The sequence below is a fragment of the Streptomyces sp. NBC_01352 genome (assembly GCF_036237295.1).
GTDB lineage: Bacteria > Actinomycetota > Actinomycetes > Streptomycetales > Streptomycetaceae > Streptomyces > Streptomyces plumbiresistens.
On record NZ_CP108354.1, the window covers coordinates 8921889 to 8937437 of the forward strand.

13 protein-coding genes and 1 pseudogene are annotated in these 15549 nt (G+C 70.9%); 11 read left to right on the forward strand and 3 right to left on the reverse strand.

Features of this window, described 5'->3' with window-relative positions:
- Positions 1–67: 67 nt before the first annotated feature.
- Positions 68–2248 carry an MMPL family transporter gene (locus OG252_RS40985; RefSeq protein WP_266443086.1) on the reverse strand — a complete coding sequence of 727 codons (2181 nt, stop codon included), beginning with the start codon at positions 2246–2248 and terminating at the stop codon, positions 68–70.
- Positions 2249–2592: 344 nt separating this feature from the next.
- Here OG252_RS40985 and rpe point away from each other — a divergent pair, with 344 nt between their 5' ends.
- The 6 genes and pseudogenes from rpe (at position 2593) to OG252_RS41015 (ending at position 8609) form a co-directional block, all read left to right on the forward strand.
- Complete coding sequence (gene rpe, locus OG252_RS40990; RefSeq protein WP_329342521.1) at positions 2593–3294, forward strand: ribulose-phosphate 3-epimerase; 702 nt, start codon at positions 2593–2595, stop codon at positions 3292–3294.
- A 63-nt stretch (positions 3295–3357) separates the two neighbouring features.
- Positions 3358–4401 carry a sugar-binding transcriptional regulator gene (locus tag OG252_RS40995; RefSeq protein WP_266443092.1) on the forward strand — a complete coding sequence of 348 codons (1044 nt, stop codon included), beginning with the start codon at positions 3358–3360 and terminating at the stop codon, positions 4399–4401.
- Positions 4402–4529: 128 nt separating this feature from the next.
- Complete coding sequence (locus OG252_RS41000) at positions 4530–4844, forward strand: barstar family protein (protein ID WP_266443094.1); 315 nt, start codon at positions 4530–4532, stop codon at positions 4842–4844.
- Between the two features lie 131 nt (positions 4845–4975).
- Positions 4976–6418, forward strand: coding sequence for a GuaB1 family IMP dehydrogenase-related protein (locus OG252_RS41005; RefSeq protein WP_329342524.1), 1443 nt, complete (start codon positions 4976–4978; stop codon positions 6416–6418).
- 718 nt (positions 6419–7136) lie between these two features.
- Positions 7137–8146 (forward strand): annotated as a pseudogene (locus tag OG252_RS41010) (amino acid permease); the annotation flags it as partial.
- A 10-nt stretch (positions 8147–8156) separates the two neighbouring features.
- Positions 8157–8609, forward strand: coding sequence for an Lrp/AsnC family transcriptional regulator (locus tag OG252_RS41015; protein ID WP_030947984.1), 453 nt, complete (start codon positions 8157–8159; stop codon positions 8607–8609).
- 14 nt (positions 8610–8623) lie between these two features.
- Here the strand turns inward: OG252_RS41015 and OG252_RS41020 are convergent, their stop codons facing one another.
- Together OG252_RS41020 and OG252_RS41025 are read right to left on the reverse strand one after the other, a co-directional pair.
- Complete coding sequence (locus tag OG252_RS41020) at positions 8624–9073, reverse strand: hypothetical protein (RefSeq protein ID WP_266443107.1); 450 nt, start codon at positions 9071–9073, stop codon at positions 8624–8626.
- Between the two features lie 11 nt (positions 9074–9084).
- The gene (locus tag OG252_RS41025; protein WP_329342529.1) at positions 9085–9825 is read right to left on the reverse strand and encodes a GntR family transcriptional regulator; all 741 of its coding nucleotides are present in this window, start codon (positions 9823–9825) and stop codon (positions 9085–9087) included.
- Positions 9826–10067: 242 nt separating this feature from the next.
- Between OG252_RS41025 and OG252_RS41030 the strand changes: the two genes are divergently transcribed.
- Genes OG252_RS41030 through OG252_RS41050 form a run of 5 tightly spaced genes read left to right on the forward strand, consistent with a single transcriptional unit; the run spans position 10068 to position 15481 of the window.
- On the forward strand, positions 10068–11225 hold the full coding sequence (locus OG252_RS41030) for an ABC transporter substrate-binding protein (RefSeq protein WP_329342531.1): 1158 nt from the start codon (positions 10068–10070) through the stop codon (positions 11223–11225).
- Positions 11222–12118: an ABC transporter permease gene (locus tag OG252_RS41035; RefSeq protein ID WP_266443115.1), complete on the forward strand. Its 897-nt coding sequence runs from the start codon at positions 11222–11224 to the stop codon at positions 12116–12118. The genes OG252_RS41030 and OG252_RS41035 overlap by 4 nt, the downstream gene beginning before the upstream one ends.
- Entirely contained in the window at positions 12106–12918 is an 813-nt protein-coding gene (locus tag OG252_RS41040) for an ABC transporter permease (RefSeq protein ID WP_329342533.1), read from the forward strand. Before OG252_RS41035 ends, OG252_RS41040 begins: the two co-directional genes overlap by 13 nt.
- Before the next feature lie 3 nt (positions 12919–12921).
- Positions 12922–13998: an ABC transporter ATP-binding protein gene (locus OG252_RS41045; RefSeq protein WP_329342535.1), complete on the forward strand. Its 1077-nt coding sequence runs from the start codon at positions 12922–12924 to the stop codon at positions 13996–13998.
- Positions 13999–14026: 28 nt separating this feature from the next.
- A complete protein-coding gene (locus OG252_RS41050; protein WP_266443122.1) occupies positions 14027–15481 on the forward strand; it encodes an HAD-IA family hydrolase in 1455 nt (484 codons plus the stop codon).
- Positions 15482–15549 lie beyond the last annotated feature (68 nt).

Below are 15549 nucleotides of genomic sequence, written 5' to 3' on the forward strand. Positions count from 1 at the left end.
AGTATGCATAATCGCGCATGATCATGCAAAGGGGGTTCGCATCCCATTCCTCCGCGCGTGCCGAGTCCTAACCCGCCGGGCCGGACTGGCTCACCTTCTCCGCCCCGGTCACCGCGGCAGCGCCCCCGTCCTCCCGCGCCAGCCGGTGCGGCCACCACACCTTCGGGCCGATGTCGAGGAACAGGGACGTCACGAGGACCGACCGCACGATGAACGTGTCGAGCAGCACGCCCAGGGCCACCGCGAAGCCGAGTTCGGCGAAGGCGACCATCGGCAGGGTGGCCAGGGCGGCGAAGGTGCCCGCGAGGACCAGGCCCGCCGAGGTGATGACGGCCCCGGTCGCGGCCAGGCCTGTCAGCGTGCCCTTACGGGTGCCCTGATGGGCGGCCTCCTCACGGATGCGGGTGGTCAGGAAGATGTTGTAGTCGATGCCCAGGGCGACCAGGAAGACGAACACGAACAGCGGGAAGTCCGTCGACTCGCCCGCGTAGTCGAAGACGTAGCGGAACGCGAGCGCGCTGATGCCGAGGGCCGCCGTGAACGACAGGATCACCGTCCCGATCAGCAGCAGTGGGGCGATCAGCGCGCGCAGCAGCGCGCACAGGATCAGCAGCACGACGACCAGCACCAGCGGGATGATCAGGATGTTGTCGTGGGTGGTCGCCTTGTCCATGTCCAGCAGGGCCGCCGTACCGCCGCCCACCTGGGCGTCGGCGTCCGGCACCGCGTGCACGGCGTCCCGGACCCGCTCCACGGTCTGTTTCGCGGCCTCGCTGTCGGCCGGGTCGGTCATGGTGGCCTCGAAGAGCACCTTGCCCTCGAAGGACGGCTTGGTGCCCGGTGGCAGGCCGAGCGACTCGGGGACGACTCCGCGGGTGGCGGCGACCGTCTCGCCGACCTGCCGCGCCTGCGCCTGGTTGCTGACGATGACGAGCGGATCGCCGCTGCCCGCGGGGAAGTAGCGTGCCGAGACCTCCTGGCCGACGATCGAGTCCGGTTTCCCGGTGAACGCGTCCGCGTTGCTGATGCCCTCGGCGCGCAGCTGGATCAGGCCGAGCGAGCAGATCGCCAGCACCACCGCGGTGATGCCCCAGACCATGCGGGGGCGGCGGGCCATACGGCTGCCCGTCCGGGCCCAGACGCCCGTGTCGGCGGGGTTCTCCGTACCGAGGTGCGGGATCGCCGGCCAGAAGATCCAGCGGCCGAAGATCACCAGCAGGGCCGGGAACAGCGTCATCATCGCCAGCACGGCGACCGCGACGCCGATGGCGGCCACCGGGCCGAGACCGCTCGTCGAGTTCATCTCGGCGAACAGCAGCACCAGCATGCTCAGGACGACGGTGGCGCCGGAGGCGAGGACCGCCGGGCCCGCGCGGTGCAGGGCGAGCGCCATCGCCTCGTGGCGGTCCTCGTGGCGGCGCAGCTCCTCCCGGTAGCGGGCGACCAGCAACAGGGCATAGTCCGTCCCCGCGCCGAACACGAGCACCGTCAGGATGCCCGCGCTCTGGCCGTTGACCGTCAGGCCCGCGTGTTCCGCCAGGAAGTAGATCAGCGCCTGCGCGGTGAACAGCGCGGCGATCACCGAGAGCAGGGGGATCAGGAGGAGGGTGGGGCTGCGGTAGGTGATGAGCAGCATCACGATGACGACGGCCATCGCGGAGATCAGCAGCGTCGAGTCGATGCCCTCGAAGGCCTCGGAGAAGTCGGCGGAGGTGCCGCCCGGGCCCGTGATGTGCACGGCGAGTGCGCCGCTGCCCTCCCCGACGATGTCCCGGATCGAGTCGACGGCGGGGGCGATCTCCTCCCAGCCGTTCTCGTCCATCGTGATTGGCACGAGGACCTGGGCGGCGCGCGGGTCGGTCTGCCGGTCGAAGACCGGGCCCCGGGTCTCGTCGCCGCGGATGCCGTGGGCGGTCAGCTGCTTGATCTCGGCCGTGTCCTCGGCGATCTGCGCCCGGTCCTCGGCGGTCAGGCCGTCCTCGCGGGCGTACACGACGACCGCGGGGATCTGCTCGGGCCTGAAGTCCTCGGAGATCTGCAGGACTTGGGTCGACTCGGCGGAGCCGGGCAGCCAGGAGGCCGCGTCGTTGTCCTGGGCGTCGGTGAGTTTCTGCGCGAACGGTGCCGTCAGGAACAGCACGATCAGCCACAGCACCAGCACCAGCCACTTGGCGCGCCGCCCGCAGACAAGGTGCCCGATGCCCCGTTGTCCCGACCGCCCTTGCCTGTGTTCCTGGATCTCCGTCATGGCCACCCCCTTGGGTCCTGCCGTCGGCCTCCCGCCTGCTCCACGCCGCCATGCACGCTCCCCCACTGCCTGAACGGCGTGGGAGGTGCCCCCACTCGCCGCCCCGGGCCCTGGCCCGAGTACGTCCAGTACGCGGGCCGGGGCCCGGCCCGCCGAGAGCACGCGCCTGCCGCCGCGGAGCCCGCCCTCCGGGCGGACGACGGGAGGCCGACGACAGGACCCAGCCGCATATCGACCAGATCGGCGGCCCAGCATGGCACGCGGGGACCCGGTGCAACATCCGATGAACGGCTTAGGTATGGACCGGCGCGAACATTCGTGCCCGGACATGGCAGGCTTGGGGCATGGCCGCGCAGATCAACCCCAGCATCCTGTCCGCCGACTTCGCCCGCCTTGCGGACGAGGCGGAGGCGGTGCGAGGAGCCGACTGGCTTCACGTCGACGTCATGGACAACCATTTCGTCCCGAACCTCACCCTCGGTGTGCCGGTCGTAGAGTCTTTGGCCCGTGCGACGGACACGCCGCTGGACTGCCATCTGATGATCGAGGCCCCCGATCGGTGGGCGCCCCAGTACGTAGAGGCGGGGGCCGGTTCCGTCACCTTCCACGTCGAGGCGGCCGCCGCTCCCGTCCGGCTCGCCCGGGAGATCCGCGCCAAGGGCGCCCGCGCCTCCATGGCGCTGAAGCCCGCGACGCCCATCGAGCCGTACGAGGATCTGCTCCCCGAGCTCGACATGCTGCTGATCATGACGGTCGAGCCGGGATTCGGGGGACAGGCGTTTCTCGACATCATGCTTCCGAAGATTCGCCGCACCCGCGAGTTGATCAGCAAGCACGGTCTTGAGCTGTGGCTCCAGGTCGACGGGGGAGTCTCGGCCGCCACCATCGAGCGCTGCGCGGACGCGGGCGCCGACGTCTTCGTGGCCGGCTCGGCCGTCTACGGGGCATCGGACCCGGCCGAAGCGGTACGTGCATTGCGCACGCAGGCGGAGGGGGCGACGGCCAAGGCCTCCTGGGCATGCGGCCACCGAACCACGGGAACGTGAACGGCTCTCATCAGGGCTGATCAAGTGCGCCGGATCTGCAAGGATGAACGGCGAATCCAGAATGTGAACAGCAGTGAGGAGATCGCCGTGTCGGGTATGTCGGCGGGCCGGTCAGCCATGCGGATGGGACCCGCAGAGCTGGTGCAGGCGGCGGCCATGGCCCGCCGCTTCTACCTCGAGGGCAAGTCCAAGATCCAGATCGCGGAGGAGTTCGGCGTCAGCCGCTTCAAGGTGGCCCGGGTCCTGGAAACCGCTCTCGAACGGGATCTCGTACGCATCGAGATCCGCGTGCCGGCCGAACTGGACGCCGAGCGCTCTGACGCGCTCCGCGCCCGGTACGGCCTCAGGCACGCCGTGGTGGTCGAGTCCCCGGCCGAGGCCCAGGATTCGCCCGATCCCGAGAACCTGGGGGAAGTGGCCGCCGACCTGCTCGGCGAGCTCGTGAACGAAGGTGATGTGCTGGGACTGGCCTGGGGCCGGTCCACGATCCACATGGCGGCGGCGCTGGACCGGCTGCCGCCCTGCACGGTGGTCCAGTTGACGGGTGTGTACGACGCCGGGACCGCCGAGCGCGGCTCGGTGGAGGCGGTGCGGCGCGCCGCGCAGGTGTCGGGCGGCGACGCCCACCCCATCTACGCGCCGATGCTGCTGCCGGACGCGGCGACCGCGGCCGCGCTGCGCAACCAGACCGGGATCGCCCGGGCCTTCGAGTACTTCGACAAGGTCACGGTCGCCTGCGTCTCCATCGGCTCCTGGGAGCCGGGCATCTCGACGGTGCACGACATGCTCAGCGACGAGGAGGTGTCGCACTACGCCTCGCTCGGTGTCGCCGCCGAGATGTCCGCGCACCTCTTCGACGCCGACGGCCGCCGGGTCGGACGGGACCTCGGCGAGCGGTGCATCACCGTCAAGGCCGACCAGCTCCGCCGTATCCCCGAGGTCGTCGCGATCGCGGGCGGGCAGCGCAAGGCGGGCGCGATCGACGCGGTGCTGCGGTCCGGGCTCGTCACCAGCCTGGTGACGGACACGTCGGCCGCGGACTACCTGATGACGGCGGGACCGACGCCGAAGCCGGCGCTCAACCGGGCTGATCCTGACGGGATCTGACGGATCGTCCGCAAAAGGGCGGCCATGGCGGTGGCCGCCATGGCCGTCCCTTCTGTAGTCCCCTCTGCGGTCCCCTTTGTGGTCCACTACACCGACGATCACCACAACTCGTTCAGGGCGGTACGCAGATGACGGAGCACGTGGTCACGGTGGACCTCGACGGGGTCACGGACAAGGCGGGTCTCATGGACCGCTGCGCCCGGGCCCTGGGGCTGCCCGACTGGTTCGGCCGCAACTGGGACGCGCTGGCCGACAGCCTCGGCGACCACACCGTCTGGCCCGAGGGCGCCGTGGAGAACGGCCTGCTGATCGTCGTACGGAACTGGCAGCCGTACGCGAAGGCCCTCCCGCAGGAGTGGGAGACCGCTCAGGAGGTGTTCGCCGAGGCCGCGGACCGAACGGGGGCGCTGACCGTGGCGCTCACCCTTGGAGGTTCCTCCTAAGGCCCCGCTGACCTGGCTGGATGTTTCGCCCGTGTATCGCGTTCCGGTCGCCATGGGACAATGAAGTACGTGCTCTTCCCCCTGGCTGACCTGTCCGGGGGCCACCTCTGATCGACTGGGATGTGCAGCACGTGCGTTTCCTCAATGACATCCAGCCCCCGTACGACCTGACGTACGACGACGTGTTCATGGTCCCGAGCCGCAGCGCGGTGGGCTCGCGGCAGGGCGTGGACCTCAGCTCCCCGGACGGCACGGGCACCACCATCCCGCTGGTCGTCGCCAACATGACCGCGATCGCCGGGCGCCGCATGGCCGAGACGATGGCCCGGCGCGGCGGACTGGTGGTCATCCCGCAGGACATCCCGATCGACGTCGTCACCGAGGTCGTCGCCTGGGTGAAGAGCCGCCACCACGTCCTGGACACCCCGATCGTGCTGGCCCCGCACCAGACCGTCGCCGACGCCCTGTCCCTGCTGCCCAAGCGCGCGCACAACGCCGGTGTGGTCGTCGACGAGGAGCAGCGGCCGGTCGGTGTCGTCACCGACCGGGACCTGACCGGGGTCGACCGCTTCACCCAGCTCGAAGTGGTCATGTCCAAGGACCTGCTGCTGCTCGACGCGGACATCGACCCGCGCGAGGCCTTCAACCGCCTGGACCACGCCAACCGCCGCTACGCCCCCGCCGTCGACAAGGACGGCCGCCTCGCCGGCATCCTCACCCGCAAGGGCGCCCTGCGCGCCACGCTGTACACCCCGGCCGTCGACGCGAACGGCAGGCTGCGCATCGCCGCCGCCGTCGGCATCAACGGCGAGGCCGCGGCCAAGGCCAAGCAGCTGCTGGACGCGGGCGTCGACACGCTCGTCATCGACACGGCGCACGGCCACCAGGAGTCGATGATCAGCACCATCAGGGCGGTGCGCGGCCTCGACCCGCAGGTGCCGATCGTCGCGGGCAACATCGTCGCCGCGGAGGGCGTCAGGGACCTGATCGACGCCGGCGCGGACATCATCAAGGTCGGTGTGGGCCCCGGCGCCATGTGCACCACCCGCATGATGACCGGCGTGGGTCGGCCGCAGTTCTCCGCGGTCATGGAGTGCGCGGCGGAGGCGAAGAAGTACGGCAAGCACGTGTGGGCCGACGGCGGTGTCCGCCACCCCCGGGACGTCGCCATGGCGCTGGCCGCCGGTGCGTCCAACGTGATGATCGGGTCCTGGTTCGCCGGCACCTACGAGTCCCCGGGCGACCTCCAGCAGGACGCCAACGGCCGCCTCTACAAGGAGTCGTTCGGCATGGCGTCCGCGCGTGCGGTGGCCAACCGTACGTCGGAGGAGTCGGCGTACGACCGTGCCCGCAAGGCGCTGTTCGAGGAGGGCATCTCCACCTCCCGCATGTTCCTGGACCCGGACCGTCCGGGCGTCGAGGACCTGATCGACTCGATCATCGCGGGCGTCCGCTCCTCTTGCACCTACGCCGGAGCCGGTTCCCTGGAGGAGTTCGCCGAGAAGGCCGTCGTCGGCATCCAGAGCGCGGCCGGCTACGCCGAGGGCAAGCCGCTGCACGCCAGCTGGGTCTGAGCAACGCCTCGGCAGGGGCGCCGATCAGAGCCCTCCGCAACGGTCGAAAGTCCCCGCGCAACGAACACCCGCCGGCCCGCGATGAACGCAAGGATCTTGCGGAGATGCGCAAGGTTGCCGCATTACGACCGTGATGCCCTGGCTCATAGGGTCATGCCCTGTACGGGGCGCGGCGGGGACTCAGCTCGGTGGGTTCCTGCTCGCGCAGGATACCGCCGGTCCCCGCCGCCCTCAGCGGCAGCGACAAACGAATCAGCGCGTGCTCGACCAAGGCGCACCGTTCCTGAACAGTGAGCAGGAGTGGGTCCTGGCTCACTGGCACGTCCCGAACGGTCTTGGGCGTGCTGGTCCTCCGCTTTCGCTACCTGGGCGGCGACACATATCCCGTATGCGGTCCGTTCCAGGCGGGCGGAATCCCTACGACCTGGCCATGTGGGTGTGGCCAGAGGCGACGGGGAGGCCCCGAACCATCTCGCTGGTGGAGCGGGGGCCCCGACTGCTGACGCCACCCCCGGCGTCCCAGATCGCGTCATTGACGTTACCTGCACCCGGTCGGACCTATTCGTGGGTCGTCACGCTGTTCACCCGATCGTGCTCATGTCGGCCAAAATGGCTTATCGGCCCAGCCAGTTGTGAACTCACGCAACAACAGTCGGAACGGCCCCTCGTCCCCGGGGCTCGGCGCGCGCCTCATGCGCCGCAAGCCGGTGGAAAGCCGCTCGACAGGGCCCTCGGCGTCACCATTCCGGCCGCGCTGTCCGCGTGTCCGCTCCGCCCGGTGACGGCGGCGTCTTCAATCTGCCGGCGCTGATCGTCGTCCTCCTGGCGATGGCGTTCGTGCTGGGCGGCGCCCGGGAGTCCGCCCGCGCCAACACCGTCATGGTCGTCGTGAAGATCGCCGCGCTGGTGCTGTTCTGCGCGATCGGCGTCCAGGGCTTCCGCTCCGGCAACTACGAGAACTTCATGCCGCTCGGCATGGCCGGGGTCAGCGCGGCCGGGGCGACGCTGTTCTTCTCGTACATCGGCTTCGACGCCGCCTCCACCGCCGGCGAGGAGGCGAAGAACGCGCAGCGCGACCTGCCCCGCGCGATCATGCTGTCGCTCGTCATCGTGACCGCGCTGTACGTCCTCGTCGCGGCCGTCGCCGTCGGCGCCAAGCCCTGGCAGCGGTTCACCGATTCCGAGGCCGCGCTCGCCCAGATCATGCGCGAGGTCACCGGCCAGACGTTCTGGGGCACGCTGCTCGCGTTCTGCGCGGTCATCGCCATCGCGAGCGTCGTGCTGACCGTGCTGTACGGCCAGACCCGCATCCTCTTCGCGATGTCCCGGGACGGGCTCGTGCCCAAGGTGTTCGCCCGCGTCCATCCCAAGACCGGGGCGCCCCGCGCCAACACGCTGATCGTCTCCCTGTTCTGCGGGGTCCTGGCCGCGGCCATTCCGCTCGGTCAGCTCGCCGACGCCACCAGCATCGGCACCCTCTTCGCCTTCGGGCTGGTCAACATCGCGGTCGTGGTGCTGCGCCGGACCCGTCCCGACATGCCCCGCACCTTCCGGGTGCCGCTGTCACCGGTCCTGCCCGCCCTGGGCCTCGGGTTCTGCGTCTGGATGATGGGCAGCCTCTCGGCCGTCACCTGGGTGGTCTTCGGAGTCTGGATGGCCGTCGGGCTCGTGTTCTACTTCCTGTACGGCCATCGCCGCTCCCGTCTTGCCACACCTGAAGCGAAGTGAACCACCCGCAGTGCTGAACGATCTCGACGAACGCATCGTGCACGCCCTCGCCGAGGACGCCCGCCGCTCCTACGCGGACATCGGGCAGCTGGTCGGCCTGTCCGCGCCCGCCGTGAAACGGCGCGTGGACCGGCTGCGCGCCACCGGAGCCATCACCGGATTCACCGTCCGGGTCGACCCGTCGGCCCTCGGCTGGGAGACGGAGGGGTTCGTCGAGATCTACTGCCGGCACAACACCTCGCCCGAGACCATCCGGCGAGGCCTGGAGCGCTACCAGGAGGTCGTGGCCGCGTCGACGGTCACCGGCGAGGCGGACGCGGTCGTCCAGGTCTTCGCCTCCGACATGCGGCACTTCGAGCGGGTGCTGGAGCGGATCGCGGGGGAGCCGTTCGTGGAGCGGACGAAGTCCGTGCTGGTGCTGTCGCCGCTGCTGCGCCGGTTCTCGTCGGGGTCGCCGACCTGAGCCTTCGGCGCCGTCTACTCGGTGCGGCGGCGGACGGCCGCGAGCAGCCGCCGAACGGTGATCGCGTGCCCGCCCGTGCCGATGACGCACAGCCGGTAGAAGGCGCCGAAGGGGCCGGGGAACCTGGCCCGGGTCTCGGCCCGCAGCCGGGTGCGGCCCGCGCCCGCCTCGTCGAGGCGGAAGACCAGGGCGTACGTCGAGAAGTAGTGGCGGCCGACGAGGACCAGCTCCCGGCCCCGGTCCGCGGAGGCCACCCGGAAGCCGGGCACCGTCGAGCCTTCGGCCAGGGGCCGGGGTCCGGACGCCGCACTGTCGGCGCAGCCGACCAGGCGTGCGTAGCCGACCACGCGGTCGCCGGTGAAGGAGCGGTCCAGGACCTCGCTCAGGCCGCGCCAGACGGCGTCGGGCCCCGCCGTGACCGTGGTGGTGTGTTCGTCGACGTGCGGCAGGGCGGCGATCTCCATGAGGGCCTCCTTCAGTCGGCTGTCTTCCGGGCCAGGGCGTTGTTCCCGATCGAGTTGTGCACGCTGAAGCTCACCGCGTCGGAGCGGTAGCGGTCGTCCGACCACTCCACCGGGCGCCCCTCCCGCGTCGTCGTCACCCGGCGCACGCGCAGCAGCGGACTCGTCCGGCGGACACCGAGAAGCTCGGCGTCCTGGGCGCCCGCTGCCACCGCGTCGATGACGTGTTCACCGTAGGCGAAGACCAGGCCGGTGTCTTCGAGCAGGCGTTGGGTGACCGAGGGGCAGTCCGGCTCGATCGGCTCGACGGCGGGGGCGATCCAGTCGGCGTACACGGTCCGCTCCAGCAGGACCGGGTCGCCGTCCAGACCGCGCACCCGCAGGACGTGCAACACCGATGTCCTCTCGCGCAGTTGGAGGCGTACGGCGTCCTCGGCGGTCGCCGGACGGTACTCCTGGGCGACCACCCGGCCACTCGCCTCGCGGCCCATCGCGCGGGCCCACTGGGCGAAGCTGCGCAGTTCGGCGAAGCTCTGGCTGCGGCGGCTGGCCAGGACCATGCGGCGGGCGCCCTGGCGCGAGCCGATGAGCCCTTCGGCGGTGAGTGCCGCGACGGCCTGACGGATCGTGCCGCGCGAGACGTCGTAGTGGGCCGCGAGCTCCGTCTCTGCGGGCAGCAGGCTCCCGACGGTGTACTCCTCGCGGTCGATCGCCCGGCGCAGTTCGTCGGCGATCTCCTCGTGTCGCGCCGCCATACTCCCCCTCCGAGTCGGTCACTGTGCACAGCGTGAGCAGCCTAGTCGAGTTCCCACGGTGACCCGTGTCAGTCGTAGATCTGCAGGAGTTCAGCGGTCAGCGTTTCGCCAGTGTTTACGAGCACGACACCAGCGGCGGGCCTACTGAGGCCAACTTGTTCAGACAAGTTCCTCCGTCTGGCTGTCGTTCCCTCTGCTCGCCCGTTTGGCTCCTGCACCCTCGCGCGTCCCCTGGAGAAGCCGTGACCGTGTCCCTGCCGAGAACCGCCGTCCGCGGCGGCGCCCTCGCCGTCGTCGCCGCGCTCGCCCTGAGCGCCTGCGGCGCCGCCCCCGACAACGCGTCGACCACCGCCGACGGCAAGAGCGCCGCCACCGCCACCTCCGCCGCCGACTTCGGCGGTCTCGCAGCCCTGGAGAAGGCGGCGAAGAAAGAGGGCACGCTCAACGCCATCGCGCTGCCCCGCGACTGGGCCAACTACGGCGCTCTCATCGACGGCTTCGAGAAGAAGTACGGCATCAAGGTCGAGGTCGAGAACCCGGACGGCTCCAGCCAGGACGAGATCAACGCCGTCACTTCCCGCAAGGGCCAGGGCCGCGCACCGGACGTCCTGGACCTCGGCAGCTCCTTCGCGCTGAGCGCCGCCCAGCAGGGGCTGCTGGCGCCCTACAAGGTGGCCGCCTTCGCCGACATCCCCGCGGAGCAGAAGGACGCGCAGGCGCGCTGGTACAACGACTACGGCGGGTACATCTCCATCGGGTGCGACGCGAAGCGGGTCACCACCTGCCCCACCACCCTGAAGGACCTGCTCAAGCCCGAGTACAAGGGCCAGGTCGCCCTCAACGGCAACCCCACCAAGTCGGGTTCCGCCTTCGGCGGTGTCTGGGCGGCCGCGCTCTCCAACGGCGGTTCCTTCGACGACATCCAGCCGGGCCTCGACTTCTTCGCCGAGCTGAAGAAGAACGGCAACTACACGCCCGTCGAGTCGACCCCGGCCACCGTCGAGAAGGGCGAGACGCCGATCAGCATCGACTGGGACTACCTCAACGCCGGGTACGCCGACGAGTTCAAGTCCAAGGGTGTCGACTGGAAGGTGTCGGTGCCGAGCGACGGCAAGTTCTCCCAGTACTACTCCCAGGCCATCAACAAGGACGCCCCGCACCCGGCGGCCGCCCGCCTGTGGCAGGAGTACCTCTACAGCGCCGAGGGCCAGAACCTGTGGCTCAAGGGGTACGCCCGTCCGGCCCTGATGACCGCCATGGAGAAGGCCGGCACCCTCGACAAGACCGCCGCCGCCAAGCTGCCCCAGGTCTCCGGAACACCTTCCTTCCCGACCGAGGATCAGCAGGGCAAGGCCAAGACGGTCCTCGGACAGGGCTGGGCGAAGGCCGTCTCCGGATGACGGCCACCCTCCCGCGCCTCGACACGGCGACCGCCGCTCCGGTGAAGCGGCGGCGCCGTGCCCTCGGCTGGCTCGCCGTGCTCCCGCTGCTCGTCTTCACCGCGATCGCCTTCGGACTGCCCGCCCTGGCCATGCTCGACGGGGCCTTCACAGCGAAGGACCCGGCCACCGGAGTCAGTTCGTACACCGCCGACAACCTGACCGCCTCGCTGCAGGGGGCGTATCTGACCGCCCTGATCGGGAGCGTGAAGCTGTCCGCCGTGTCCGCCGGGATCGCGACATTGCTCGGGCTGCCGCTCGCGCAGGCCGTGGTGACCTCCCGCTTCCGCGCGCTGCGCGAGGCCGTGCTCACCGCGTCCGGGGTGCTCGCCAACTTCGGCGGCGTCCCGCTGGCCTTCGCCTTCGTCGCCACGCTCGGCAACGCCGGTGTGCTGACCCGGTACTTCGACCTGACCGACAAGGGCTGGGACCTGTACAGCTTCTGGGGACTGGTGATCGTCTACCTGTACTTCCTGATCCCGCTGATGGTGCTCACCATCACCCCGGCCCTGGAGGGCCTGCGCGTCCAGTGGCGCGAGGCCGCGCAGAACAACGGGGCCACCGGCGTGCAGTACTGGCGGCACGTCGCCCTGCCCGTGCTGCTGCCCTCCCTGCTCGGCGGGCTCGTGCTCCTCTTCGGCAGCGCCTTCGCCGCCTACGCCACCGCGGCGGCCATGGTGGGCAGTTCGGTACCGCTGGTCACCCTGCAGATCGCCGACGCCATCTCCGGCAACGTGCTCGTCGGCCAGGAGAACGTGGCACTCGCCCTGAGCCTCGACATGGTCCTCGTCGCCGGCCTGGTCATGGCGGTCTACCTGCCCCTGCAACGACGGAGCGCCCGATGGCTCGCCTGAACACCTGGCGCTGGGCCGTGTTCGGCCTGGCCGCGCTGTACTTCCTGGTGCCGCTGGCCGCGTCCGTGGTCTTCACGGTCGACGTGCCCGGGCAGGGCGTCACCTTCGACGCCTACACGCAGATCGTCTCCGCCGACGGGTTCGTCTCCAGTCTGCTGCTGTCCCTGGAGCTGGCCGCCGCGACGATCGCGATCGTCCTGCTGCTGATGGTGCCCGCCATGGTCGCCCTCCGGCTCGGCGCGCCCCGGCTGCGGCCGGTCGTCGAGGTGGTGTGCTCGCTGCCGCTGGTGGTGCCGCCGATCGCCTTCGTCGCCGGTCTCTCGACCGTCCTGAAGTGGGGACCCGAACACCTGTCACGGACGCCCCTCTTCCAGACGTTCGTGGCCATCCAGAACCCGGACTTCCCGTTCGTGCTCGTCCTCGCGTACGTCGTGATGGCCCTGCCGTTCGTGTACCGGGCGCTGGACGCGGGCCTCAGGGCCGTCGACGTGCCCACCCTCGTCGAGGCCGCCCGCAGCTGCGGGGCGTCCTGGCCGCAGGCCCTGGTCCGGGCCGTGCTGCCCAATCTGCGCGGGGGACTGATGAACGCCGCCTTCCTCACCCTGGCCCTGGTGCTCGGCGAGTTCACCGTGGCCCAGCTGCTGGGCTTCCAGCCGTTCGCGGTGTGGATCTACAGCGTCGCCGGATCGCAGGCCCAGTTGTCCGTCGCCGTGTCCGTGCTCAGCCTGTTCGTCACATGGGCCCTGCTCCTCGCGCTCGCCGGCGTCGGCGGGCGCGGCCGTACCGAGTCCCGGGGATGAGTCATGACCGCGACCACGCTTGAGAAGACGGCCACCGACAAGGCCGCCACCGTCGAATTCCGGGGACTGCGAAGGGAGTTCGGGGCGACCGTCGCTCTCGACGGCCTCGACCTGACCGTGCAGCCCGGTGAACTCCTCGCCCTGCTCGGCCCCTCCGGCTGCGGCAAGACCACCGCGCTGCGCATGCTCGCCGGGTTCGAACACCCCGACTCCGGCGAGGTGCTGGTCGACGGCGAGGACGTCACCCGCATGCCCGCCCACCGCCGTGACGCCGGGATGGTCTTCCAGTCGTACAGCCTCTTCCCGCACCTCGACGCGCTCGACAACGTGGCCTTCGGGCTGCGGATGCGGAAGGTGCGTACGGCCGAACGGCGTTCGCGCGCCGCCGAGTTGCTGGAGCTGGTCGGCCTCGCCGACAAGGGCCGGCAGTACCCGCACCAGCTCTCCGGCGGCCAGCAGCAGCGCGTCGCCCTGGCCCGCGCCCTCGCCCTGCGCCCCCGCGTCCTGCTCCTCGACGAACCGCTCTCCGCGCTCGACGCCAAGGTGCGCCTCACGCTCCGCGAGGAGATCCGGCGGCTCCAGCAGGAGCTCGGCATCACCACGCTGTTCGTCACCCACGACCAGGAGGAGGCCCTGTCCATGGCGGACCGGGTCGCCGTGATGCACGCCGGGCGCCTCGAACAGTGCGCCGCCCCGGCCGAGTTGTACGGCCGTCCCGCCACCGCCTTCGTCGCCGAGTTCGTGGGCACGATGAGCCGGATCCCGGGGCGGCTCTCCCAAGGCGTCGTCGAGGTACTGGGACAGCGGCTGCCGGTCGACGGGCAGGCGCCGGCCGTGGCCGAGGTGGACGTGCTGGTGCGGCCCGAGGCGATGGGCGTACGGGCCGACGAGGACGGGCACGCGCGCGTGGTCGCCACCGCGTTCCTCGGCGCGGCCGTCCGGGTCACCGTACGGCTCGCCGACGGCACGGAGGTGAAGGCCGACCTGCCCACGCACGAGGCCACCGGGCTCGGTGCCGGGGCCGCGGTGAGCGTGTCGCTGCCCGAGCGCCCGGTACTGGTGGCGGAACGTACCCGCTGAACTCCCCCCATGTAGGAAAGAGACACCTGTGACGCGACTCCCGCTCCAAGCCGTCCTGTTCGACATGGACGGCACGCTCGTCGACACCGAGCGGCTGTGGTGGGAGGCGGTGGAGCAGGTCGCCGGGCGGGCCCTGACGGAGGCCGACCAGCCGGAGGTGCTCGGCCGTCCGGTGGAGCACACCGCCGCCTGGCTCGCCGCGGCCACGGGCACCTTGGCCGCGGACCTCGCCGACGCCCTCCACCGGGAGTTCGCGGACCGGGTGCGCACCGGCATCGTGCCCCGCCCCGGCGCCCTGGACCTGCTCGACGCCCTGGCCCGCGAGGGCGTCCCCACCGCCCTGGTGACCGCGTCCCCACGAGCGGTCGCCGACACCGTGCTGGCGGCGCTCGGCGCGAGCCGCTTCGCGGTCTCCGTCACCGCCGACGACACCGAGCACACCAAGCCCGCCCCCGACCCCTACCTCGCCGCCTGCCGCACCCTCGGCGTCGACCCCACCGCCTGCGTCGCCGTCGAGGACACGCAGACCGGCGTCACCTCCGCCGAGGCGGCCGGCTGCGCGGTGCTCGCGGTGCCCTCGCTCGCCCCGATCGAGGCGGCACCCGGCCGGACTGTGCTGGCCAGCCTGGAGGACGTGACGCCGGCACGGCTGCGCGCCCTGCTGCCGTACGAACTCCGCGTCATGAGCTGGAACCTCTGGTACGGCGGCACCAAGGTCCGCGACCACCGGACCAAGCAGCTCAAGGTCATCACGGAGACCGGCGTGGACGTGGTCGGCCTCCAGGAGACGTACGGCACCGCCGCCCAGGAACTCGCCGACGCCCTCGGCTGGCACCACCACCGGGCGGGCGAGAACCTCGGCATCATCAGCCGCCACCCGATCACGGCCCGCCTCGGCGACCCGGACGTCGGCTTCTACGGGGCGGCGGGAGTCCGGATCCGGGTCGGCGCGGCCACCGAGGTGGACATCTGGACGACGCACCTCGACTGCGAGCCGTACGGGCCCTACGAGTCCGCCTTCGACGGGCTCCCGGCCGACGAGCTGATCGCTCACGAGGACGTGCGGCTGGAGCAGCTGCGGGACACCCTCGGCCGCATCGACGACACCGTGCCCGTCGTCCTCGTGGGGGACTTCAACAGCCCCTCCCACCAGGACTGTCCGGACGTCGAGTGGCCGGTGACCAAGGCGGCCGCGGAGGCGGGCTTCAGCGACTCCTACCGCGAGGCCCATCCCGACCCGGTACGCGAGCCCGGCCACACCTGGTCCCCGGTCCACACCGAGCACGAGGACGGCAGTGGCCGCCCGGAGCCGCAGGACCGCATCGACTTCGTGCTGCACCGGGGTCTCGGCGTGCTCGACTCCCGGACGTACGTCAGCGGCCGCCCCCGGCCCTGGCCGGACGTCGAGGACAACGAGTGGCCGTCCGACCACGCGGCCGTGATCACCACATTTTCGCTGGGCAGCGGGGCGGAGCCCGTCTAACATCGGTTGCATGACCTGGCGACATTGATCCACCAGCCGTGCCTCCCGAGGGCCGCCTCGGACGCCGT